We start from the raw sequence: 21,857 nt of genomic DNA on the forward strand, positions 1-21,857 counted from the left end.
GAAGAAGAGACCTGACGCCTCTTGAACAGTTAGGTGAGCCGTCCCTAATCTTCTCTTGCGCCGTTATTCGGCATCCCACCCGACTGCAAAGGAGTCTCATGCGCATGCGTCGACGTACCCTGCTCCTCGCTCTTCCCCTTTCAGCACCCCTCGCCGGATGCGGGGCCGTCTCCCGCGCAGGCAAGAGCTCCGACGACAACGCCAGCGCCGGCGGTGGGAGCTCCTTCGAGGTCACCGACGTCCTCGGACGCACGGTCGGCTTCGACTCCCAGCCCGAGAAGGTGGTGCTGGGCGAGTCCCGACACATCTACTCCCTGCTGTTCCTCAACAAGGACAATCCCATCGACAAGGTGGTGGCCTGGGGCAAGGACCTTCAGAAGGCGGCCCCCGACTTCTACGACATGCTGGTGGGGGCGTTCCCCGCCGCGAAGGACATCCCCGAGATCGGCTCCGTCAGCAACGGCGACCTCAGCGTGGAGACGCTGGAGGCCTACCAGCCCGACGTCGTCGTCCTGACCCTGGATATCTACAACGCCGGTCAGCAGGCGGGGTTCATCGACAACCTCGACAACCAGGGCCTGCGCTACGTGGTCACCGACTTCCGGCGCGATCCGGTGAACAACACCGAGACGTCGGTCAAGCTCCTGGGCGACACTATGGACCGGCGTGATGACGCCCAGGCCTTCCTCGACTTCTACCACGAGCAGGTGGACCCGGTGGTGGGCAGGGCCTCGTCGGCCGACCCCAGGCCCACCACCTTCCTGTGGCGCGCCCCGGGCCTGAACGATCCTTGCTCCACCTATGCCAAGGCCAATCTGGGGGCCGTGATCACGGCGACCGGGGGCACCAACATCGCCGATTCGCTGCTGTCGGGCGAGGAGGGGGTGCTCACCGTCGAGCAGATCATCGAATCGGCCCCCCAGAACATCATCGCCACCGGCGGTGAGTGGGGCGCCCAGAAGCTCAAGGACACCGCCAAGACCAGCTACGTCCATCTCGGGTACGAGGCCGACGAAGACTCCGCCAAGGCCAGTCTGGCTCAGCTGAAGGATCAGCCCGGCCTCGAGCAGGTCGAGGCTTTCGACGAGGGCCGCGTCTTCGGCGTCTACCACCAGTTCTACGACGCCCCCTTCAACTTCATCGCCTACCTGGCCTTCGCCAAGTGGCAGAACCCCGACCTCTTCTCCGACCTGGATCCTGAGGGCGTGTGGGACGACTTCCACGACAAGTACATGCCGTGGGAGTCCCAGGGCGTCTTCATCACCGGCATCTGATGGGACGTCCGATGACGGGTGAGGACGGGGCGGCGGGACCAGCGGGGGGCGAGGCCGCCTACGCCTCCTATCGTCGTCGCACGGTGCGGCGCGCGGCCGTGCTGCTCGGCCTGACGGCGCTGCTCCTCGTGGTCTTCATAGCCGCCCTCATGGTGGGGTCGTTGAGATTCACCCCCGGCCAGGTGCTCTCCGCGCTGATCCAGCCCGGCTACGACCCCCGGATCGCCGACGTGGTCGTCAACCTGCGCCTGCCGCCGGCGCTCCTGGCGGTTCTGGTGGGAGGGGCTCTGTCCCTGGCGGGCGTGCAGATGCAGACCATCTTGGACAACCCCCTGGCCGAGCCCTTCACCCTGGGCATCTCCGCCGCGTCGGCCCTCGGCGCGGCGGTGGCGATCGTGACGGGGCTGGCGCTGCCCATCGCACCCGGGGCCACCCTGGCAGTGGCCGCCATGACGACCGGACTGGCAGCCTCCCTGTCCATCGCGCTGATCTCGCGTCTGCCCTCGGTCACCAAGGAGACCACCATTCTCCTGGGTATCGCGCTGGTCTTCAGCTGCCAGGCCCTGCTGGCCCTCGTGCAGTACCGGGCCTCCACCGAGAGTCTGCAGCAGATCGTCTTCTGGTCCATGGGCTCCCTCATGCGCGCCACCTGGCCGGCGGTCGGCGCCGCAGCAGTGGCGCTGGTGGCGGCCACCCCCGTGTTCTGGATCAACGGCTGGCGTCTGACCGCGATCAGTCTGGGGGAGGCGCGAGCCGCCGCCATGGGCATCAATGTCTCGCGTCTGCGCTCGTGGAGCCTGGTGGGCGTGTCCCTGCTGGCTGCACTGTCCGTGGCCTTCGTGGGGATCATCGGCTTCGTGGGCCTGGTGGGTCCGCACATGGCCCGGGGCCTGGTGGGGGAGGACCAGCGGTTCCTGGTCCCCGCCTCCATTCTGGCCGGGGCCGCGCTGCTGACCTCCGCCCACGCCATCAGCCAGGTGATCATCCCGGGGGTTTCCGTACCCGTCGGCATCCTCACCGCCCTGGTGGGAGTGCCGGTGTTCCTGCTCATCATCTTCGGACGGCGGCGCTCCGCGGCGAGGAGCGGATCATGAGTCTGGATCTGAAGGACCTGCACTTCGCCTACGGCAAGCGGACCGTGCTGGAGGGCGTGGACACCCGGTGGGACACCGGTCAAATGGTGGGGCTCCTGGGACCCAATGGAGCCGGCAAATCCACTCTGGTGACCTGCATCGCCCAACTGCGCCGCTACACCGGGACGGTGAGCTTCGCCGACCGCACCGGGCGCGATCTGCGCGAGATGATCGGCTACATGCCCCAGGGTCTGCCCGGCGACGCCGCCCTGACGGCTCTGGAATCGGTGCTGACCGCCTCCAGGCGCGGAGTGGCCTGGCACACCAGCCGAGCCGATATCGACTCGGCCTGGGGCGCCCTCGACGAGATCGGGGTCGCCGACCTGGCCGATCGGCCTCTCGGGCAGCTCTCCGGTGGTCAGCGCCAGCTCGTGGCCCTGGCCCAGACCCTGGTGCGCGAACCGACGCTCCTCCTGCTGGATGAGCCCACATCGGCCCTCGACCTGCGCCGCCAGGTGGCGGTGCTCTCCCACGTGCGGCGCATCTGCCATCGCGACACCGATCGCCTCGCCGTCGTCGCCCTGCACGACCTCAACCTGGCCGCCCGCTTTTGCGACCGCCTGGCCGTCCTCGGCGACGGACGGGTCCGAGCCGAGGGACCGCCCGCCGGGGTCCTGCGCCCCGACGTCATCGACAGGGTCTACGGCGTACGGGTGCGCATCGTCCCCGACGGCGAGCACGTCATGGTGGCCCCCGAGACCGAGCAGCGCCGACAGTGACAACGCGGGCGAGGGTGACGATGAGAATGCCGATCCCGGCGAGGGGCGGGCGAGGACGCGTCACAAGAGCTTGTGCTCCTTCATCCACGCGCGCAGTTCGGCGTACTCACCGGAGGTGTCCGCGTACTCGACGACATTGCGCGCCGTGTCGAACCACGGGCCCGTCGAAGGGCGGATCTCCCGCAGCGCTGCGCGCATGTCCACCATGGTGATCATGCGCGGCGCGCCGGTGCGCACCGAGTCCATGAGCGCCTTCTCCGCCGCGCTGTCGCACAGATGCGACAGGTCCGCCCCGGTCAGCCCCTCGGTGGCGCGGGCCAGGCCCCGCAGGTCGATCCCCTCCACGGGACGATCGCGCAGGTGCGTGTGCAGGATGGCGGTACGCGCCGGCTCGTCGGGCGGGAGGACAAGAATAGCCCGGTCGAGTCGCCCGGGCCTGCGCAGCGCGGGGTCGATGTCCCAGGGGGCGTTCGTGGCCGCCAGGAGATAGACGCCCTCATTGTCCGCGCCGATGCCGTCGAGCTCCTCCAGGAGCTGGTTGACCACACCGCGCAGACCGGCGCTGTAGGTCATCATCGAGCGCTTGAGGCCGATGGCGTCGAGCTCGTCGAGGAAGAGCACGCAAGGGCTGTGATCGCGGGCCTGCTGGAAGATGTTGTGGAGGTTGATCTCCGACTTGCCGATGTAGGGGTCGAGAATGTCGGTGATGGAGACGCTGAGGAACCCGGCGCCCATCTCCCCGGCGACGGCACGGGCGATGAAGGTCTTTCCCGTGCCGGGCGGCCCATACAGAAGAAGCCCGCCGCGCAGGCTCTTGCCGTACAGGCGGCGCAACTCGGGGTTGCGCATCGGGGCCAGGAAGGAGGCGAGCAGACGATCCTTGACGTTGCTCATGCCGCCGACATCGGCCAGCGTGACATCGGCCGTCTCCACGTCCCAGTCCGTCGGGTCGCCGCTCTTATCGGGGTTGACCGGCACGGGAACAGGTCGGGCGCCGATCTCTCCGCCCGGCTCGAAGGGGGCGGCCGGGCCGATGTCCAGGTCCTTCTCGGCCTGATGCCAGTCGAAGTCGACCGGCGGCGTCCGCTCGGAGGCGGCCGGCGACTGCGACGGCGCGTCATCGGGTTCTCCCGGCGAGGCGTCCGCATTCTGCGCCCGCCCGGATGCTGCGGGCGTCTCGGGCTCCGACGGCGCGGGTGCGCCATCGGCCGCGCCATCCTCCGGGCACCCCCGCTCGGGGGCCGGATCCGGCTTCATCAGAGCCCGGGACATGAGAGCGCGAGCGTCCTCGTCGGCGGGGTCATGCTGGAGGGCGATCGCGCAGTGCGTCACCGCCTCCGGGCCGCGACCGGCGGACACGAGCAGCCCGGCCAGGTGCGTGCGCAGGCGGACATCGTCGGGGGCCGCCTCCACGGCCCGGGACAGGGAGTCGATAAGAGGATCGCTCACCGCGCCAGTCTATAGAGAAGAGAAGGGAACGGTCGGGGGTGCGAGACGGCGGTCGGGGCAGTGAACGGGGAGGCGACCGGTACGGCCCCGGCGGCGTCCGATCGTGCAGGATCTCACGCCGTTCGGCGTATGCGCTCACGACGCCGCCGTCCATAACCTCAAGGCATGGCCACACCTTCTTCTGCCGGAGCCGTCCCCGACTGCGGGGAGGGAGCGACCAGTCGGAGCTCCGACGCCGACCCTTCCGCCGATCCCGCTGCGAAGCCCGTCGGATCCGCTCCCGACGCCGGTCTGCGACGGACCTTCTCCACGACGCTCCTCATCTCCCTGGCGGCGCTCGCGGCCGTCGCGCCCCTGGCGACCGACACCTACCTGCCGGCCTTCGCCCAGATGGCGGAGGACCTGCGCGTGTCCGCCTCCAGCGTCCAACTGACGATGACGACCTTCCTCGCGGGGGTGGCGCTCGGCCAGCTGAGCATCGGCGTTCTGTCGGATCGCGCCGGCCGGCGCCCGCTCCTGCTGTGGGGCAGCGTGCTCGCCTTCGTGGCGAGCATCTGCTCCGCCGTGGCGCCGGCCCTTCCGCTCCTGCTCATCGCCCGTTTCTTCCAGGGGCTCGGCGGGGCCGCCGGCATGGTGCTCGGTCGCGCCGTCATCGCCGACCGCTCCCGCGGCATCACCGCCACCCAGGCCCTCAGCCTCGTCATGGCGATCCAGGGCATCGCACCGGTGGCCGCCCCCATTCTCGGCGGTCTCCTCGTCGAGCCGATCGGCTGGCGCGGGATCCTCGGGGTCGTCGCCGCCTTCACCGGGGTGCTGGTCCTCATGGTCGCCTTCTGGGTGCCCGAGTCCCTGCCTGCTGCGCATCGCCGTGACGGCGGTCTGAGGCTCCTCATCGATGGCACGCGCGAGCTGGTGCGCGACCGCGTCCTCGTGCGATTGCTGGTCATTAACGCTCTCGCCTTCGGCCTTCTCATGTCCTACTTGTCGGCCGCGCCCTTCGTGCTGCGCAATGTGCTGGGAATGGGGACGGCGGCCTACACGGGCGTTTTCGGCCTGTGCGGGGCGACGGTGACGGTCATGGTCTCAGTGTCCGCCTCCCTCGCCCGCCGTTTCCCACAGGTTCGGCAGGTGCGTGCCGGGCTGCTCGCGGTGCTCGCCGTCGACGTGGTCTTCGCCGCCGTCTGCCTGATCCGGCTGCGCGGTCCCGTCGACGGCGCCGGGCGAGCGCCGCTGCTCGTCGGCGTGATCGCCCTCTTCCTCGTGCACGTGGCCTGCCTCGGTCCGCTGATGGGCAACGTGCCCGCGCTCGCTCTGGACCGCACCGGCCGCTGGGCCGGGACGGGCAGCGCGCTGCTAGGCTTCATTCAGTTCGTCGTCGGCGGGCTGGTCAGCCCGCTGGTCGGATTGACCGGTGAGGCGAATGGTGCGGCTTTCGGCGTCGTCATCGTGGGGCTCGGCGTGATCGCCAACGTTCTGGCCGCCTTCGGCCTGCGCGGCAAGGGGGACAAGGGGGAGGAGCGTTTGCCTGAGGAAGCCGAACGCCGGAGGCGCCGCCTGGGGCGATGATCGGCGTCGGGGGATGTCCTCAGAGCCGACCTCACATGGGGCGCGGCGCCTCCTGCTCGGACTGCATCCCTCTGGCCGCCTGCTCCGCCCGTTCGATGTCGTCCGCCGTGGCCTCGATGGTCCGGGCGATGGCGACGAGGACCGTGCAGGCCACGACCCCGGCGAGGACCGCCGTCATCACAGCGGCCGTCGTCGGAACCATCAGTGGCAGGATGAGGGCTGCGAGCCACGTCAGTGCGACGAGTGCCGCAGCGGAGGCCAAGCGGCGGTGACGTCGGAGGAAGGACCGCATGGCCGGGCGCCCGCCGTCGGGAAGATTCGTCCTCACCGGGCGGCAGATCACCCATGACAGCAGCAGAGCCGAGATCAGGGCCGGGACCGCCGGGGCGAGGCAGAGCCGGGCGGGGGCGCCGAACCACCACAAGACGAGCTGGACCAGGATCGTCAGGGCGAGGCACGAGCCGTGGATCTTGCCCAGGGAGAGTGTGAGGACGATGAGTGTGAGGTCGACGAGCGGTCGAGCCACCTGATTCTGCGGCCTCCAGGCGACAGCGCGGGCCACCGCCCGCACGATGCCGGACTTGCTGCCGTGGTTGAAATCGAAAGTGGCGAGTTCCATGGACGCCGTCGGGCTCTCCGGGTCGAGTTGAACCGCTTTCTTGTAGGCGCGTCGCGCGATTCGGGGATCGATCTCCTCGTAAACGCGTCCCATGGCGATATGGCTGTCCGGCTCCTGCGGTGCCAGGCGGATCGCCAGCTGCGCCAGTGGAAAGGCCTGGGCGCAGCGGTCCTGCTTGACGAGCAGGTCGACGAGTGCGCAGGAGCTGAGGACGTGCTCGGGGTCGAGAGCCAGGGCGGCGCGCAGAGAGCGCTCGGCACCCGCTTGGTCCTCCGCCTGATTGAGCAGGCTGCCGAGCAGGAATTGAGCATCCGCGTTCTGGGGCATGGCGGCGACGGCGGCGCGCGCCTCGGCGAGGGCCTCGGAGGGGCGCGCGGCGCAGGCATGGGCTCGAGCGAGCCCGAGGCGGACGGGGCCCGCCTGGTCCGGGTAGTGGGCCAGGAGCCCGGAGAATAGGCCGATCGCCTGATCGGGACGGTTCGCCTCGATCAGGGCGCAGGCCCGCCCGTAGGTGCGTTCGTAGGCCTGGTCCCCCGGGTCGCCGTAGGCGTTAGTGCTCACTGCGGTCGCGCCTTCCTCATGCTGGTTCATTCGTACGGCGGGCCCCGCGGCGGGGCTCGCGGGGGCGTAGTCCGCCCCGACGGCGGCGCGACGCGAGGTCAGCCGCAGTAGATCACGGCGCGGGCACGGGTGCCAGCCGCGGTGCTTCGCGAAGGGCCGGGACAGCCGGTGGAGGAGGGGGTGAGTGCGGCGGGCGTTTCGGGAGGAGGGGCGGGCCGGCGATGCGCAGGCACTCGCCGAGCGGTCAGGCGCCGTCGGCCGCGCCTGGCTGCGGAACCGCTGGTCCTCGTGCGGGGCTTCGCGCCCGCCCGCGCCCTCTGGGTGGGAGACGCGCGGTGCGCGTCGCGCCGGGGCGGCGGATCGTTGTAGGTTCTCGCCCAACCTGCCAGACGTCCACGGCTCTGACCTGCATGTTCTCCTTCCTGCCCACGGTTCGTTTCTCGCTCAAATTGGCAAGAAACCCGCGGTTTGTGTGCACGGTGTGTGCAAACGGTGCTTGGTCGCGCCTTTCCTCGGAGCGGGCTGCTAGACATGACACCGCCTGCGCAGGTCGCAGTCAACGATCCCCCGAGGGGGCTGGACGGGGCCTGGGGCGGAGGTGGGCCATGCGGTCACAGTCCCCGGAGCCAGGCGACAACGCGATCCCAGACGGATTGACCTTCACGTCACTCGTTGTGGGCTCGAGCCGCGGGCTGTCGTGATCCTGGGGTTCAGGGTGAGCGAGCCCTGTGGTCGGGGGCTGCTCCATCGCGACCGGGGCCTCCGGCGAAGGGGCAGAGGCTTCAGGTGCGGGCGCGTCGGTGCTCGCAGCCGCCGGTGGGGCCTTGCGTGAGACGCCTGAGCTCGTTGTCGTACGCGACGATCGACCCGCTGACGTGGAGCACAGCATCCTTGTTCTGCTCGTGGTGCTCCCACGGCGTCAAACGAGCAAATGAGTTCTCCCTGTCGACGACGTTGAGGTACATGGCGCCGTGGCTGATCGCGGACTGGAAGGCCCGCTTCTGGTCGAGCTCTCCGGGCACGAGCCAGATCGTGTCGCGCGCGCCGGCCCTGCGGTCAGCAGGCTGGGGCAATCCGGTTCAAGGCAGGCGACCTTGACCTTGGGGTGCCGGTAGAACACCTCCCAGTCGTCGTCATCGTTGACGTAGACCTCCCGCGGCCCACCCCCGTCCGGCGGCTCCAGCAACAGCCCTCGGACCCGAACAGGCTTCGTCCTGACTCCTCGTGCGCCCATGGCACCGTTCTACGCTGGCCTACCGACACGAATCTCGAGTACCAAAGAATCGAGTACCAAAGAATTCGGGTCGCGGGCTGGCGGAATACTGACCGCATGCAGCACACCTCAGCAGTCCTCCTGCCGACCTTCGCCCCGCCGAGTGGCGGTCAAGCTCGTGTCCTTCCGACCGCGGAGCACAGTTACGACAGAATCTGGCAAGAAGCCGAGTCGTGGCAGCGGAAGTCGTCGGACGCCTCGTCCGCCGAGATGATCGCAGACATGATGCCAGGCACCTCCGCCATCAAGGTACGGGTGCGCCGAAACGGTCAGGAGACACTGATCCACCCCGGTGAGGGGGTCGCCCCGCGCACGCCTAATCGCAAGGACTGGCTCTTCTTCGACCAGACCTCCAGGGCCTCCACGGGCGCCCGTGCCTGGACTCCACCGAGCGCAGGTTCCACCTCGGCGGCGAGCTCGGTGCCGCGATCACAACCGGCCTCCTCCAGACCGGCTCCCTCGTGAGGGTCGGCGACACCCGCGCCGTGCGAGTGGCCCGCGGGGTCGGCCACCTCGGCGAGGACCTCGGCGTCTGAGCGCACGGATCAGGCGGGCGTGTTCTCCTCGGCCCAGGTGCGCAGCGACCGCAGGGGTACCGCTGCGCTGCGGCCCAGGTTGGTGAGCTCGTACTCGACGCGCGCGGGCACCTCCGCATAGACGGTTCGCGTGAGCAGCCCCTTGTCCTCCAGGCGACGCAGAGTCTGGGTGAGGACCTTGGGGCTGACGCCCTCGAGCCGGTCCCGGATCCTCCCGAAGCGCTGCGGCCCCTCTTCGAGCGTGCCGATCACCAGGGCCGTCCAGCGTTGGGCGAGCAGGTCGAGCATGTCTCGGCATGGGCACATCGCCGCGTAGACGTCATTGCGGTCACACGAGGAGGCAGTCGCAGTCACAGTACCGATGGTACCCAACGGGAAGTAAGGGTCCTTGCAGGAAACCACGCTCCGTAGGGGACCGTGGGCCCATGAGCACCACGACCGCCATCGGCTACCGCCGCGCTCTACCCGTCACCGACCCCGACTGCCTCCTCACCGAGGACGTCCCCGTCCCCGAGCTGCGGCCCCACGACCTCCTCGTCGAGGTCGAGGCCGTCTCCGTCAACCCCGTTGACGTCAAGCTCCGCGCTGGGGCCGTGCCGGATGGGCTGCGCGTCCTCGGCTTCGACGCCGCGGGCACCGTCCGTGCCGTGGGCGAGGCCGTCACCCTCTTCGCGGTCGGCGATGAGGTCTACTACGCTGGCGCCATCAACCGCCCCGGAACCAACCAGCGACTTCAGGCCGTCGACGAGCGGCTCGTCGGCCGCAAGCCGACGACCCTCACCATGGCCCAGGCCGCCGCCCTGCCCCTGACGGTGATCACCGCCTGGGAGGCTCTCTTCGACCACCTGGGACTCACTTCCGACTCCTCGGGACGACTCCTCATCGTCGGCGCCACCGGCGGCGTCGGCATCGCCATGACGCAGCTCGCCGCGGCTCTCGTGCCCGGCGTCGAGGTTATCGCCACCGCCTCTGGTCCAGAGCGTGCCGAGCTCATCAGGAGCCTCGGCGCCGCCCACGTCGTCAACCACCACGGGGACCTTGAGAGGCAGGTTCGTGCGATCGCGCCCGACGGCGTCGACTGGCTCTTCACCGCCTACTCCGAGGGGCAGGTGGCGCTGTACGGCCAGATCGTCGCCCCCTTCGGCCGCGTCGTCGCCATCGACGACGGCTCCCGCGACGTGGCGCCGCTGAAGAGCCGGGCGATCTCCTGGCACTGGGAGTTCATGTTCGCGCGCTCCCTGCACCACGCCTGCGACATGGTGGCCCAGCACGAACTCCTCGACGCTGTCGCTGAGCTTGTCGACGCTGGTCGTCTGCACCCCGTCATCGAAGCCGAGCTCACCCCGATCAACGTCGCCAACCTCGTGCGCGCCCACGAGGCCGTCGAGACTGGGCACCTCGCAGGCAAGGTCGTCCTGCACGGGTGGTGAGCCGGCGCGGGACTCGCCCTGACTAGCACGATCGGTGCCTCACATGTAGGCAACTCGACGGAGTTCATCATGGAGCAGTTGATACTGCGTGGTTCGAAGCTTGCATGTACTGACCGGGCACATTGATCGAGGCTTGCTGCACGGGACCGCCCTTCAGAACGCGTGCGTGGTCGAAGCCCCAACGACGGTGTCTCCGGTCGTAGTTTCGTCGTAGCCCACCCGGACGGGAATCTCGTGCGGGTCGTGCCTCGTGGACCGATCGGCGCCGCGGGGCATGCCCCGTCGAGGGGAGGAAACAGGGCGGTGTCCTGATCGTTCCGATGGGTGGCCTGGGAATCCCTCGCTATGAGCCCTGGACGCACGAGAGCCTTGACGGCATGAACACCGCACTCGTCGTGATCGACGTCCAGGACTCGTTCCGCCTACAGCCCTCGTGGGCCGACATCTCCCTGCCCGACATCGTCACCCGCACCCAGCACCTGATCGAGGCGGCCCGCGCCCGCGGCGAACTGGTGGCCTGGGTGCTCCACCACTCGCCCGGCACCGGATCGCCGTTCGACCCCGACGGCGGGCTGTGCGTCCTGCAGCCCGGCCTCGAAGCATCCGAGGGTGACATCCAGGTGACCAAGACCAGCCACAACGCGTTCACCACCACCAACCTCGACCAGCAACTGCGCCGTCGCGGCATCACCCGGCTCCGGATCTGCGGGATCCGCACCGAGCAGTGCGTCGAGACCACCACCCGTCTGGCCAGCGATACGGGCTATGACGTGGAGCTCGTCGCCGACGCCTGCGCCACCCATCCCCTGCCCTTCGCGGACGGCACCGGCGTGCTATCCGCCGACCAGGTCACGCAGCGCACCCTGGCCGCACTGGCCGGACGGTTCGCGACGATCACCACCATCGACCAGGTCGTGCAAGGCTGAGACCCGTGATCACCTGCGCCGCCGAACTCACCGATGGCGGCTACCGGGTCGACTACGTCGCCGACCAGCCCCTGACCCCCACCCACCAGGGCCTGCCCCTGGTCGCTAACACCACCTGGCCCGCTCTTGAACCGCATGACCTGGTCGTGGTGCCCGGCTGGAACCAGGTCGTCCCCGACCCCCTCAACGACCAGATGCTCGGCCATGTCGCGGCGCACTGGGCCTGCGGCGGGCACGTCGCGAGCATCTGCGCCGGTGCGCTGCTGCTGGCCCGGGCCGGGATCCTCGACGACCCCACCAACCCACCACTCACCCTCGACGAGCTCGGCCGTCGACTCGGTATGGCCGGCCGCACCCTCGCCCGCCACTTCAAGGCGGCCACCGGCCTGACCTCACAGGCCTACGTCACTGCCGCCCGCCGCGAACACGCCACCGCCCTCCACGACCGCGGCTGGACCTGGCAGGCCGCCGCCCGAGCCGTGGGCTACGCCGACGCTCGCTCCCTAAGGCACCGTGACTGACCAGCCCCGTGACGGCCGCCGCGGCGACGCGCCCGGGGGGCACTCCAGACGCGAAGCGGCGTGCCGGGAGCACGTCAGCAGGTTCACGCAAGACGTATCGCTCGGACGTGGTCAGGGCATCGTGCATGCGCTGCGCAACCGTTGAGACCAGCTCGTCGGCCCGGAGAACCGGGCCTATCTGGTCAACGGGTCCGTCCTCATCACCGGTGACGAGCACCCGGACATCTCTGCACCCATCGACACCCTCGTCATCCCGATCGACGCTCCCTGGATCCGGGCGACGGACCACATCGCCTACGTCCAACGCGTCCGGCCGCGCCGTGTCATCGCCGTCCATGACGGGCTCGTCAACGACGACGGTCTCGCCGTGGCACGGGCCGTGCTGGGGTCGCCCCGATGTAAGGGTGTCGACGACGTGATCTTCCCCGCAGTCGGGGAGAAGGCGTCCCTTTGAGTGCGTGACCGGTGACTGGGGCTCAGCGGGCCCCGACGTCGAGTCCCGCTTCGCTCAGCGCGGCCGCGACGACGCCGTCACCCTCCCGTACGGTCCCGGAGAAGGTGCCGTCGTAGACACGGCCCGCGCCGCAGGAGGGACTGAGGTCCTTGAGGACAGCGCGCCTCGCCCCGAGTTCGACCGCCCGCCGGGCGACGGCTGCGGCGCCGTTAACGAAGGCCGCGGTCACGTCCTCACCGGTGTCGGTGAGCACTCGTGCTCGGCCGGCCAGGACGTCAGCGCCGTCCGCTCCCGGCTCGATCTCCGCCGGCGGCCGGGGCGTGGGGAGCCCACCGAGGACCTCGGCGCACAGGGGGACGGCGCGTCCCTGGGCGACGGCGGCGACGACCTCGGGATGAGGCTTCGCGGCGCCGTCGTAGCGGCAAGGGATGCCGGCCAGGCAGGCGGAAACGATCACGGGCGCGGGGGTGCTCACCCAGCGAGTGTCCCACGGCGCGGGCGACGCCGAGGGTGCGGCGGGAACTGTCGCGACGCCACGGGGCGCACCGCGTCCCGGTTCTTCCAAGAGAGCAGGCACGTGTGTTGATGAGCTGGCTCTAGGTGTACTTGATCGGGGGCGTTGATCAACCGCAGGAGCGCGGCCGTTTCCTACGTGGTCGATCTCCTCCAATCCACCGTTGAGGGTGCTAGTGGGCACCGGACGTCTTGAGGCAACGCTCGCCCATTGGCAGATCCGTGGTGTGACGTCCGAGGACCCATACTTCTCCGCCCTCCACGCCCGGGAACCTCGTGAGAATCCCACGAATCCAAGCCAGCGTCCGATATCGACCGTTTTTGGGCACCCCACTACGCGCCGTGCGATACACGACCACAGTCCCTGTTCAATACGAGACCCTGTCGGCTACCGCACCAGGCAGGTCGCCTCCTATCTTGAGGAGACCTTCGGCTCCTCGGGCCTGAGGGTCGAGGTCGTTGCGCAGGTCCCCGACCTCGACGTCAAGATCATCCACCTCTGTGGACCCGTGAAGGGCGCATCGACCTGGGCGAGACCCTGGAGCAGGCGCTGGTCCGGTACGGCGCCTCCAAGGTGCAGGTGTGCCCCGTGCCCGGACAGCCCGAGGTCTGCGGCGGCATCTTCCTGGGCGGGCGCGAGCCCGAGTTCGTCCTCATGGCTGGCGAGAACCCGCCCGGCTGGGACCAGCTCATGAACACCCAGGCGCACTAATCGCCAACCCGCGTCGGCCACACGAGCCGATCTCCGCTCGTAGGTCGCCTGCCCTGGCGCCTTCGACTGCACACCGCCCCTACCTGTGAAGGGGGCCCGCTGCAGGGCGCCCCTGTAACTCAGGCGCTGGGCTCGGCGTCGTCGGCGGCGACGTCGCGTTTCATCCAGGGCGCCCCCCAACACATCAGCCTCCAGCTGCCTTCGTCGAGCCCAGGTACCTGTACCTGTCCGCCCTCGTTCTGGTAGACCCAGCGCAGTGCGGGATGGAAGACCTCGTCATTGATCGTGAGCGTGACGTGGACGAGGCAAACCGCGGCGCTCTGCTCGGCCAAGGTGTCGATCTGGTAGCTCGTGAGCTCCTCGGTCGCGTAGTCACCCTTGATCCGCTTGGGGGACATCGCTGGCCCGCCGGCGGATGGCGCGACCATCGAGGCGATCCTGTCCCAGCGGCAGTTGTCCCACGCCGCCAGGAACTCAGATGTCGCCACGTAGGGTCAGCTCCGTGTTCATCCACTGACCCGTGGCCTCATCCAGCGCGAAGACGTCCAGCCTGGTCGTGTCCAGCTCGACGAACTGCCCCGGCCGGTCCGCACGCAAGCGCCCCAGGACCCCGTGAGGAGCCTCCGCCCGCGACCGGAGCTGCTTCGCCGACCCGAAGGTGTCCAATCCCTTGGACAGCAGCTTCACCCGGCGGTAGCGGTCGATGCCGACGGGATCCGAGCGTCCGGATCACGCCGCGCGCACTCCTCCCCGGCCAGCCGGATCACCTGCCGCGTCGGAGGATTGGACCGGTACGTCATCGACTCGAGCACCTCGACGCACGCCTCGTCCCATACGGCGAACTGGCCCGCCGGCCGGGCCGCGACACGGCGGTCGTCCACCAGCCCCGCCGGCCCCTGGGACTCCCACAGGTCGACCTGACGCCTGACGGTGCGTGGCGACACCCCCAGCTCGGCAGCCGCCTGCTCGTAGCGACGCTCAAGAGCCGTGCCCTGGGCCCCGATCACCAGCCGCTGGTAGATCTCGGCCTCCCGTTCCACCTGCTCACGCTGCGACGTCTCAAGACTGGCGAGCTTGACCTGGCCCGAGGAACCCGTCCCTAGTCTCCCACAGCTCACCGGCCCACACCAACACGGTGATCGCAGCCATTTGGCCAAGAAGGATGGGAATTTAGACGTGACGCAGCCCATAATCGCTGTCGAGCTCCTGTGGAATAACGCGTCTCTCGTTAAGGTTGAGCTCATCAGACTCAAGGGTTCGACGTGTGAAGTTGACACAGTTCAGCTCAAGCACAACCCTGAGTGCGTACTACTCACCATCGACCATCGCTCCGTCAGGGGCAGCAAGGAGTTCCGCATATGGCACGCGCCGTCGGTATCGATCTCGGTACCACCAACTCCGCCATCGCCGTCCTCGAGGGCGGCGAGCCCACCATTATCCCCAACGCCGAGGGCGGCCGTACGACCCCCTCCGTCGTCGCCTTCTCCAAGTCCGGCGAGATCCTCGTCGGCGAGATCGCCAAGCGTCAGGCGGTCACCAACGTCGACCGCACCATCTCCTCGGTCAAGCGCCACATGGGCACCGACTGGTCCGTCGAGATCGACGGCAAGAAGTACACCGCCCAGGAGATCAGCGCTCGCATCCTGGCCAAGCTGAAGACCGACGCCGAGGCCTACCTGGGCGAGCCCGTCACCAATGCGGTCATCACCGTCCCGGCCTACTTCAACGACGCCGAGCGCCAGGCCACCAAGGAGGCCGGCACCATCGCGGGTCTGACCGTGGACCGCATCGTCAACGAGCCCACCGCCGCGGCCCTGGCCTACGGCCTGGACAAGGGCAAGGAGGACGAGCTCATCCTCGTCTTCGACCTGGGCGGCGGTACCTTCGACGTCTCCCTGCTCGAGGTCGGCAAGGACGACGACGGCTTCTCCACCATCCAGGTGCGCGCCACCAACGGCGACAACCGCCTGGGCGGCGACGACTGGGACGCCCGCATCGTCGACTGGCTCGTCAAGCAGGTCAAGAACAAGGACGGCATCGACCTGTCCAAGGACAAGATCGCCATGCAGCGTCTGCGCGACGCCGCTGAGCAGGCCAAGAAGGAGCTGTCCTCCGCGACCTCCACGAACATCAACCTGCAGTACCTGTCCATGAGCGAGTCCGGCCCCATCCACCTCGATGAGAAGCTCACCCGCTCCAACTTCCAGGAGATGACCGCGGACCTGCTCGAGCGCACCAAGATCCCGTTCCACAACGTCATCAAGGACGCCGGGGTCAAGGTCTCCGACATCGACCACGTGGTCCTCGTGGGCGGCTCCACCCGCATGCCCGCCGTCACCGAGGTGGTGCGCGAGCTGACCGGCAAGGAGCCCAACAAGGGCGTCAACCCCGATGAGGTCGTCGCCATCGGCGCCGCCCTGCAGGCCGGCGTCATCCAAGGCGACCGCAACGACGTTCTGCTCATCGACGTCACGCCCCTGTCCCTCGGCATCGAGACCAAGGGCGGCGTCATGACCAAGCTCATCGAGCGCAACACGGCCATTCCGACTCAACGCAGCGAGGTCTTCTCCACCGCTGAGGACAATCAGCCCTCCGTGCTCATCCAGGTCTACCAGGGCGAACGCGAGTTCGCTCGCGACAACAAACCGCTGGGGACCTTCGAACTGACCGGTATCGCTCCGGCTCCCCGCGGCATTCCGCAGATCGAGGTCTCCTTCGACATCGACGCCAACGGCATCGTTCACGTCTCCGCCAAGGACCGCGGCACCGGCAAGGAGCAGTCGATGACCATCTCCGGCGGCTCCGCCCTGCCCAAGGAGGACATCGACCGCATGGTCAAGGAGGCCGAGGCCCACGCCGAGGAGGACAAGAAGCGCCGCGAGGACGCCGAGACCCGCAACACCGCCGAGCAGCAGGCCTACTCCATCGAGAAGCTCCTGAAGGACAACAAGGACAAGCTGCCCGAGGATGTCCACTCCGAGGTCCAGACCGCCGTCGACGGGCTCAAGAAGGCGCTCGAGGGTTCCGACATCGAGCCGGTCAGAGCCGCTCAGGACAAGCTGAACGACGTCGCTCAGAAGATCGGTGAGGCCCTCTACCAGCACGAGCAGTCCGCGCAGGCGCAGGCCTCCGCCTCCTCATCCTCCTCCGAGGCTCCGGCCGAGGACGACGGCATCGTCGACGCCGAGATCATCGACGACGAGGACGCCAAGTGAGCACCGAAGGCACCGGACACGAGGACGCGGACGGCGAGGAGCGGGTCGACTCGGCCCTGGCCGACGACATCGAGTCCGCCTTCAACGGCGTCGTCCTGAACGAGTCGGGCAACCCGGTCGCCTCCGCGGAGGCGACCGGGGAGGCCGGGCCCGGCGCAGCCGACGACGGGGCCCGTGCGGTCCAGGACTCCGGGAACGCCGGGGACACTGCGGACTCCGGGCAGGCCGGGGAGAGCGAACTCGACCGGGCCCGGGCCGAGGCCGCCCGGGCGGCCGACGACCTGGCCCGCGCTCGCGCCGACCTGTACAACCTTCAGCAGGAGTACCAGGGCTTCGTGCGGCGTTCCCGCGAAGGCGCCGCCGGGCACCGAGAGGCCGGGCAGGCGGCCGTCGTCGAGGCCCTCATCCCGGTGCTCGACGAGATCGCTCTGGCCCGTCAGCACGGTGACCTGACCGGCACGTTCGAGACCACTGCGGACAAGCTCGAGGCGGTCCTGGCTGACAAGTTCGGTCTGGAGCGCTTCGGTCAGGAGGGCGAGCCCTTCGACCCGACCATTCACGAGGCCCTCATGGCCACCGAATCGGACGAGGTGTCCGAACCGTCCATCGCCCTCGTGCTCCAACCCGGCTACCGCCTCGGTGAGCGCGTCGTACGAGCAGCCCGTGTCCAGGTCGTCAACCCGACCTGATGCCCGGGCCGGTAATGGGGGTGCCCGCAGCACAGCCGCATCAGAAGAAAGAACAAGACCCACGACCACCACTCAGACAAGGAGGCGGTGACCCATGGCCAGCCAGGACTGGATGACCAAGGACTTCTACGCGGTCCTCGGCGTCGCCAAGGACGCCGACTCCGCGACGATCAAGAAGGCCTACCGGACTCTCGCCAAGAAGTACCACCCGGACCGCAACCCCGACGACGCCGCGGCGGCGAAGAAGTTCAAGGAGATCGGAGAGGCCTACGCGGTTCTCTCCGACGCCAAGGAGCGTCAGCAGTACGACGCCATCCGTTCGATGGCCGGCGGCGGCGCCCGCTTCACCTCGGGCACGGACGGAGCCGACGGTTCCGGATTCGAGGACATCTTCTCGTCGATGTTCGGCGGCGGAGGCGGCAACGTCCGCTTCTCCACCTCCACCTCCGGCGGCGCCGAGCCCGACATCGACGAGCTTCTGCGCCAGTTCGGCGCCGCCGGAGGCGGTCGCTTCGGCGGCACGAGTAGCTTCGGCGGCACGAGCGGCTTCGGCGGGCGACGTTCGCGCAACACCTTCGGCTTCGGAGGCTTCGGCTCCCAGCCCGAGCCCGTCAAGGGCCCCGATGTGCTCACCAGTGCGACTCTGTCGCTGCGCGACGCCGTCGCCGGCACCACTGTCGAGCTGACAGCCGACGGGAGGACCATGAACGTGCGCATTCCCGCCGGTGTCCGCAACGGGCAGAAGATCCGCCTGCGCGGCAAGGGCCGCCCCGGTCAGGCCGGCGGCGAGAACGGCGACATGGTTGTGACGATCACCGTCGCCAAGCACCCCGTCTACTCCATCGACGGCGCCAACCTGCGCATGGACCTCCCCGTCACCCTCAAAGAGGCGGCGCTCGGCGCGACCGTCGAGGTACCGCTCCTGGACGGGTCCACCACCCGTATCAAGATCAAGCCGGGCACGTCCTCGGGCACTGTCCTGCGGGTGCGCGGCAAGGGGATCGCCACCTCCAAGAAGACGGGCGACCTGCTGGTGACCGTCCAGGTCGCCGTGCCCAGGAGGCTCTCCGAGGATGCCAAGGCCGCCCTGGAGGCCTTCGATGTCGCCATGGAGGCCGACCCGCGCGCCGACCTGGCTCGGGAGGCATCGCAGTGAGTCCGCGGCGTCGCACGGGCCAGGGCGTCGACTTCCTCGCCGACGACGCCGCCGACCGGGCCGTCTACGTCATCTCGGTGGCGGCCGAGCTGGCGGGCATGCACCCGCAGACGCTGCGTCAGTACGACCGCCTCGGTCTGGTCAGCCCCGCCCGCTCCCCCGGGCGGGGCCGGCGCTATTCCCACCGCGATGTCGAGCGGCTGCGACGCGTTCAGGCCCTCAGTCAGGACGGCGTCAACCTCGAGGGCATCCGGCGCATCCTCGAGCTCGAGCGCCGCCTGGAGAGCGCGGAGCGCGAGAACCGCGCCCTGCACCAGCGCCAGGCGGCCGTTGAGCGGGTCTTCGCCGCCGCCGCCGACGGCGAGGTCCGGGTCGTACCCGCCCGCACCGGTCGGGCGGGGCGCGCCGCCGCAGGCGCCGAGGCCTCCGGCGCCCCCGGCAGTGCGTCAGCTTTCCGACCCCGCTCGGGCACGGCCGTCATCCTGCGCCGCGCCTGAGACCGTGACGTGATCCGCGGTACGAGGCAGTGCCGCGCATCGTTCACGCGCTGTAGTCTGCGGATGGTCCCAACAGAAAAGGAAATCTGACATGACGCAGCCCCCCAATCCCGGACAGCCCTACATCCCGCCGTCCTCCGCGCAGTCGGCGCCCGGCTCCTACAGTCCGCAGCAGCAGTACGCTCAGGCAGGATCGCAGCCGCAGCAGGGATTCAATCCGCCGACCGCCCAGTACAGCCAGGGCGGCGCCCCCGTGGCCGGAGCCCCGCACGCCGGTCCGACCGCGGACTCCCTGCTCACGAACTTGTTCGACGCCACACGCTCCTTCGCCATCAAGTACGGCAAGATCATCATGATCGTCGGCGCCGTCGGCTACACCCTGACCTGGCTCTACGGGGCCTACGCCATGGGAGACCGCTTCTCCGGCGCCGGTGTGGGCTTCGCCTTCGACAAGTTCCTCATCAATCTGATTATGAACGCTCCCGAGGCGTGCATCAAGATCTTCATACTGCGCCTGGCGGTCGAGATCGCCGCCCGGCTCGGCGGGCCCAGGGCCCAGCAGCACTGAGCGACCGCATGGCCCGTCCCGAGACCGAAGACGACGAACCCCGTTACGGGCGGCGTCTGAGCCCTGAGGAGCTGGCCGATTACCTGCGCGAGCAGGACGGTGAGCCGCCTGAGGAGCGGGGTCGGGCGGCGCCGGGCGAGGGCGACGGCCCCGATCCTTATCTCCGCACCCCGCAGGAGGACGCCGTCCCGCCCGCGGTCCCCGCCTCCTGCGCGTACAGCCCCCGGCGTGCTGACCGCTCGGCGGCGGGGCGCCCGTCACCGGTTGCGACCGCCGCGTCGCCCTCGTCCTCTCGCTCGGTCGTGCCCGACGGCTCCGCCGACTCGGCCGGAGCGCGCCGTCCATGGCGCCTGCCGACGATCGGCCTGGTCCTCATGCTCGTGGTGCCGATGGTCCTCGTCGTCGGCGCCGTCCTCATCGCATTCGAGGGCTTTCGTGGGCCGGGTGCGGCGCTGGGCGAGGCCGGCACGGTGTATCTGGAGCGGGGAACCACCTCCGTCCTGTACTCCTCGGCCGCCGCCACGACGAGCGAGTGCACCGTCACCGGCCCCGACGGCTCGGCCGTGACACTGACACCCCTGTCCGAGGATATGCCCTACGCCTCCTTCGAGGCCCCCGGGACGGGGGTCTTCACGGTGTCCTGCCCGGGCGGGACCGCCGACGTCATCATCGGTCCGCCCGTCAGCGTCTCGCGCCTACCGCTGAGTGTGGCGCTGCTCCTGGCAGCCGGCCTCATCGGGGCGGCGGGCCTGGTGATGACGACGATCGGCGCCGTCCGGCTACTGCGCCGCCCCGTCCGCGGCTCCGCCGTCCCTCCCTCGCCCCGGCGCTGACGCGGGGCCGCCGGGTCGGGGCTAGCGCTCCGCCTCGCCCGCGTGCACGGGCAGGTCGAGAACGGCGGTCAGACCACCGCCGGGGTTGGCGGATAATTCCAGGACGCCGTGGTGGGCGGCGGCGACAGCCGAGACGATGGCCAACCCGAGGCCATGACCCGCGCCACGGGTGCGGCCCCGGCCCGCGCCGCGCACGAAGGGCTCGCGCAGCGACTCCAGCCGCTCGGCGGGCACATGCGAGCCGTCGTTGGACACCCGCAGTCGGGCCCTTCCGCCCGTGCGAGTGAGAGCGAGCTCGATGCCGCCGCCAGGGACGTTGTGCCGCACCGCGTTGCGCAGCAGGTTCGACACCGCCTGGCGCAGCAGTACGGGATCCCCCTCCACGACGACGAGAACGTCCGGCGGATCGGGCGGGGTCACGCCCCGTGCGTCCGCCTCCGGGGCGAGCCGGGCGAGCACCGCGGACACCACCTCCCCCAAGTCCACATCCTCCCGGTAGATGTCTCCCGACTGCGCCTCGGCGAGGTCGAGCAGGGCGTCGACGGTCTCGACGTTCGCCCGGTTGGTCTCCCGCAGCCGTTGCGCGAGCGACCGCAGCTGCTGCACCGAGGCGGCGGGATCGGCCAGTGTCACGTCGATCATCGTCTGGGCCGTCGCTAGCGGCGTGCGCAACTCGTGAGAGGCGTTGGCCGCGAAGCGGCGGTAGGTGCTCAGGGAGGACTCCAGGGAGTCGAGCATGCGGTCATAGGTGTCGGCCAGGTCGCGGATCTCGTCGCGGGGGCCCTCCAGCGCCAGGCGCCGGCTGAGATCGCCGGAGGCGGCCTGCTTGGCGGCCTCGTTCATCGTCGACAGCGGGGCGAGCATGCGGCCGGCGACCGCCCAGCCGACTGCGCCGGAGAGCAGAGCGAGGAGGACGAGCGCTCCCAGGGAGATGGCGAGCATCCGGTTGAGGAACTCGGACATGAGGGTGACCCGGAGATAGATCGACTCCTCGCCCCCGTCCATGCCCGCCGACTCCCCTGGGACGGCCACTTGGAAGCGTCTCATGTAGAGGTAGACGAGGGTGATGAGGACGGCGCCCGAGCCGGTCACCAGGCCCGCGTAGGTGAGGGTGAGCCGGGCCCGGATGGTTAGCCTGCGGGATCGAGGGCCGGCTGCGCTCGCCGCCGGCGGCGGGGCTTCTTCGGCTGCGGTCGAAGGACGGTGCGGCATG

At 69.5% G+C, this 21,857-nt stretch carries 24 protein-coding genes; 14 read left to right on the forward strand and 10 right to left on the reverse strand.

Annotated elements, in window-relative coordinates:
* Positions 1-104 precede the first annotated feature (104 nt).
* The 3 genes from HMPREF9062_RS02785 to HMPREF9062_RS02795 are packed head-to-tail and all read left to right on the forward strand — an operon-like array spanning position 105 to position 3,126.
* Positions 105-1,274, forward strand: coding sequence for an ABC transporter substrate-binding protein (locus HMPREF9062_RS02785; RefSeq protein WP_034254596.1), 1,170 nt, complete (start codon positions 105-107; stop codon positions 1,272-1,274).
* A gap of 11 nt (positions 1,275-1,285) precedes the next feature.
* A complete protein-coding gene (locus HMPREF9062_RS02790) occupies positions 1,286-2,368 on the forward strand; it encodes a FecCD family ABC transporter permease (RefSeq protein ID WP_009748508.1) in 1,083 nt (360 codons plus the stop codon).
* Entirely contained in the window at positions 2,365-3,126 is a 762-nt protein-coding gene (locus HMPREF9062_RS02795) for an ABC transporter ATP-binding protein (RefSeq protein ID WP_009748509.1), read from the forward strand. Before HMPREF9062_RS02790 ends, HMPREF9062_RS02795 begins: the two co-directional genes overlap by 4 nt.
* Positions 3,127-3,186: 60 nt before the next feature.
* On the opposite strand, the gene HMPREF9062_RS02800 is transcribed toward HMPREF9062_RS02795, so the two are convergent.
* Positions 3,187-4,575 (reverse strand): ATP-binding protein, encoded by a 1,389-nt coding sequence (locus tag HMPREF9062_RS02800; protein ID WP_009748510.1) that lies wholly within the window; start codon positions 4,573-4,575, stop codon positions 3,187-3,189.
* A 165-nt stretch (positions 4,576-4,740) separates the two neighbouring features.
* Here HMPREF9062_RS02800 and HMPREF9062_RS02805 point away from each other — a divergent pair, with 165 nt between their 5' ends.
* Positions 4,741-6,141: a multidrug effflux MFS transporter gene (locus tag HMPREF9062_RS02805; protein ID WP_009748511.1), complete on the forward strand. Its 1,401-nt coding sequence runs from the start codon at positions 4,741-4,743 to the stop codon at positions 6,139-6,141.
* A 31-nt stretch (positions 6,142-6,172) separates the two neighbouring features.
* On the opposite strand, the gene HMPREF9062_RS02810 is transcribed toward HMPREF9062_RS02805, so the two are convergent.
* The 4 genes from HMPREF9062_RS02810 to HMPREF9062_RS02825 form a co-directional block, all read right to left on the reverse strand.
* Positions 6,173-7,321, reverse strand: a complete 1,149-nt coding sequence (locus HMPREF9062_RS02810) for a tetratricopeptide repeat protein (RefSeq protein ID WP_034253599.1) — start codon at positions 7,319-7,321, stop codon at positions 6,173-6,175.
* A gap of 782 nt (positions 7,322-8,103) precedes the next feature.
* Positions 8,104-8,343 carry a hypothetical protein gene (locus tag HMPREF9062_RS02815; RefSeq protein ID WP_034253601.1) on the reverse strand — a complete coding sequence of 80 codons (240 nt, stop codon included), beginning with the start codon at positions 8,341-8,343 and terminating at the stop codon, positions 8,104-8,106.
* A gap of 520 nt (positions 8,344-8,863) precedes the next feature.
* Positions 8,864-9,136, reverse strand: coding sequence for a hypothetical protein (locus HMPREF9062_RS02820; RefSeq protein WP_009748514.1), 273 nt, complete (start codon positions 9,134-9,136; stop codon positions 8,864-8,866).
* Between the two features lie 3 nt (positions 9,137-9,139).
* Entirely contained in the window at positions 9,140-9,484 is a 345-nt protein-coding gene (locus HMPREF9062_RS02825) for a winged helix-turn-helix transcriptional regulator (protein ID WP_034253604.1), read from the reverse strand.
* Positions 9,485-9,555: 71 nt separating this feature from the next.
* On the opposite strand from HMPREF9062_RS02825, the gene HMPREF9062_RS02830 reads away from it, so the two are divergent.
* The 3 genes from HMPREF9062_RS02830 (at position 9,556) to HMPREF9062_RS02840 (ending at position 12,007) form a co-directional block, all read left to right on the forward strand.
* Positions 9,556-10,560, forward strand: coding sequence for a zinc-binding alcohol dehydrogenase family protein (locus HMPREF9062_RS02830; protein WP_009748516.1), 1,005 nt, complete (start codon positions 9,556-9,558; stop codon positions 10,558-10,560).
* A 377-nt stretch (positions 10,561-10,937) separates the two neighbouring features.
* Complete coding sequence (locus HMPREF9062_RS02835) at positions 10,938-11,486, forward strand: isochorismatase family protein (RefSeq protein WP_034254604.1); 549 nt, start codon at positions 10,938-10,940, stop codon at positions 11,484-11,486.
* Between the two features lie 5 nt (positions 11,487-11,491).
* On the forward strand, positions 11,492-12,007 hold the full coding sequence (locus HMPREF9062_RS02840; RefSeq protein WP_009748519.1) for a helix-turn-helix domain-containing protein: 516 nt from the start codon (positions 11,492-11,494) through the stop codon (positions 12,005-12,007).
* Positions 12,008-12,483: 476 nt separating this feature from the next.
* On the opposite strand, the gene HMPREF9062_RS02845 is transcribed toward HMPREF9062_RS02840, so the two are convergent.
* A complete protein-coding gene (locus tag HMPREF9062_RS02845; protein WP_009748520.1) occupies positions 12,484-12,936 on the reverse strand; it encodes a DUF523 domain-containing protein in 453 nt (150 codons plus the stop codon).
* Positions 12,937-13,563: 627 nt separating this feature from the next.
* Here HMPREF9062_RS02845 and HMPREF9062_RS13765 point away from each other — a divergent pair.
* Complete coding sequence (locus HMPREF9062_RS13765) at positions 13,564-13,686, forward strand: hypothetical protein (protein ID WP_291455763.1); 123 nt, start codon at positions 13,564-13,566, stop codon at positions 13,684-13,686.
* Between the two features lie 119 nt (positions 13,687-13,805).
* Here the strand turns inward: HMPREF9062_RS13765 and HMPREF9062_RS02850 are convergent, their stop codons facing one another.
* The 3 genes from HMPREF9062_RS02850 to HMPREF9062_RS13080 are packed head-to-tail and all read right to left on the reverse strand — an operon-like array spanning position 13,806 to position 14,726.
* Entirely contained in the window at positions 13,806-14,174 is a 369-nt protein-coding gene (locus HMPREF9062_RS02850; RefSeq protein WP_009748522.1) for a hypothetical protein, read from the reverse strand.
* Complete coding sequence (locus HMPREF9062_RS02855; protein WP_009748523.1) at positions 14,161-14,373, reverse strand: hypothetical protein; 213 nt, start codon at positions 14,371-14,373, stop codon at positions 14,161-14,163. Before HMPREF9062_RS02855 ends, HMPREF9062_RS02850 begins: the two co-directional genes overlap by 14 nt.
* A complete protein-coding gene (locus HMPREF9062_RS13080; protein ID WP_034253608.1) occupies positions 14,370-14,726 on the reverse strand; it encodes a helix-turn-helix domain-containing protein in 357 nt (118 codons plus the stop codon). The genes HMPREF9062_RS02855 and HMPREF9062_RS13080 overlap by 4 nt, the downstream gene beginning before the upstream one ends.
* Before the next feature lie 318 nt (positions 14,727-15,044).
* Here HMPREF9062_RS13080 and dnaK point away from each other — a divergent pair, with 318 nt between their 5' ends.
* The 6 genes from dnaK to HMPREF9062_RS02890 all read left to right on the forward strand — a co-directional run bounded on the left by dnaK (position 15,045) and on the right by HMPREF9062_RS02890 (position 20,644).
* Positions 15,045-16,901: a molecular chaperone DnaK gene (gene dnaK / locus HMPREF9062_RS02865; RefSeq protein ID WP_009748525.1), complete on the forward strand. Its 1,857-nt coding sequence runs from the start codon at positions 15,045-15,047 to the stop codon at positions 16,899-16,901.
* A complete protein-coding gene (grpE, locus tag HMPREF9062_RS02870) occupies positions 16,898-17,590 on the forward strand; it encodes a nucleotide exchange factor GrpE (protein WP_009748526.1) in 693 nt (230 codons plus the stop codon). Before dnaK ends, grpE begins: the two co-directional genes overlap by 4 nt.
* Positions 17,591-17,684: 94 nt before the next feature.
* Positions 17,685-18,746, forward strand: a complete 1,062-nt coding sequence (locus HMPREF9062_RS02875) for a DnaJ C-terminal domain-containing protein (RefSeq protein ID WP_009748527.1) — start codon at positions 17,685-17,687, stop codon at positions 18,744-18,746.
* Positions 18,743-19,243 (forward strand): heat shock protein transcriptional repressor HspR, encoded by a 501-nt coding sequence (locus tag HMPREF9062_RS02880; protein WP_009748528.1) that lies wholly within the window; start codon positions 18,743-18,745, stop codon positions 19,241-19,243. Before HMPREF9062_RS02875 ends, HMPREF9062_RS02880 begins: the two co-directional genes overlap by 4 nt.
* 91 nt (positions 19,244-19,334) lie before the next feature.
* Positions 19,335-19,811: a hypothetical protein gene (locus HMPREF9062_RS02885; protein WP_009748529.1), complete on the forward strand. Its 477-nt coding sequence runs from the start codon at positions 19,335-19,337 to the stop codon at positions 19,809-19,811.
* Positions 19,812-19,819: 8 nt separating this feature from the next.
* Positions 19,820-20,644, forward strand: a complete 825-nt coding sequence (locus HMPREF9062_RS02890) for a hypothetical protein (protein ID WP_009748530.1) — start codon at positions 19,820-19,822, stop codon at positions 20,642-20,644.
* 21 nt (positions 20,645-20,665) lie between these two features.
* Here HMPREF9062_RS02890 and HMPREF9062_RS02895 read toward each other — a convergent pair whose 3' ends face one another.
* Positions 20,666-21,856, reverse strand: a complete 1,191-nt coding sequence (locus tag HMPREF9062_RS02895) for a sensor histidine kinase (RefSeq protein ID WP_009748531.1) — start codon at positions 21,854-21,856, stop codon at positions 20,666-20,668.
* Position 21,857: the final 1 nt, after the last annotated feature.

It is taken from the genome of Actinomyces sp. oral taxon 448 str. F0400 (genome assembly GCF_000220835.1).
Lineage (GTDB): Bacteria > Actinomycetota > Actinomycetes > Actinomycetales > Actinomycetaceae > Actinomyces.

Bases quoted from the DNA above. Each gene is read 5' to 3' on its own strand.
- HMPREF9062_RS02890 (WP_009748530.1), top strand. From the start codon at position 19,820: ATGGCCCGTCCCGAGACCGAAGACGACGAACCCCGTTACGGGCGGCGT.
- HMPREF9062_RS02790 (WP_009748508.1), top strand. From the start codon at position 1,286: ATGACGGGTGAGGACGGGGCGGCGGGACCAGCGGGGGGCGAGGCCGCC.
- HMPREF9062_RS02835 (WP_034254604.1), top strand. From the start codon at position 10,938: ATGAACACCGCACTCGTCGTGATCGACGTCCAGGACTCGTTCCGCCTA.
- HMPREF9062_RS02895 (WP_009748531.1), bottom strand. From the start codon at position 21,856: ATGCCGCACCGTCCTTCGACCGCAGCCGAAGAAGCCCCGCCGCCGGCG.
- HMPREF9062_RS02785 (WP_034254596.1), top strand. From the start codon at position 105: ATGCGTCGACGTACCCTGCTCCTCGCTCTTCCCCTTTCAGCACCCCTC.
- HMPREF9062_RS02830 (WP_009748516.1), top strand. From the start codon at position 9,556: ATGAGCACCACGACCGCCATCGGCTACCGCCGCGCTCTACCCGTCACC.
- HMPREF9062_RS02805 (WP_009748511.1), top strand. From the start codon at position 4,741: ATGGCCACACCTTCTTCTGCCGGAGCCGTCCCCGACTGCGGGGAGGGA.
- dnaK (WP_009748525.1), top strand. From the start codon at position 15,045: ATGGCACGCGCCGTCGGTATCGATCTCGGTACCACCAACTCCGCCATC.
- HMPREF9062_RS02875 (WP_009748527.1), top strand. From the start codon at position 17,685: ATGGCCAGCCAGGACTGGATGACCAAGGACTTCTACGCGGTCCTCGGC.
- HMPREF9062_RS02795 (WP_009748509.1), top strand. From the start codon at position 2,365: ATGAGTCTGGATCTGAAGGACCTGCACTTCGCCTACGGCAAGCGGACC.
- HMPREF9062_RS02885 (WP_009748529.1), top strand. From the start codon at position 19,335: ATGACGCAGCCCCCCAATCCCGGACAGCCCTACATCCCGCCGTCCTCC.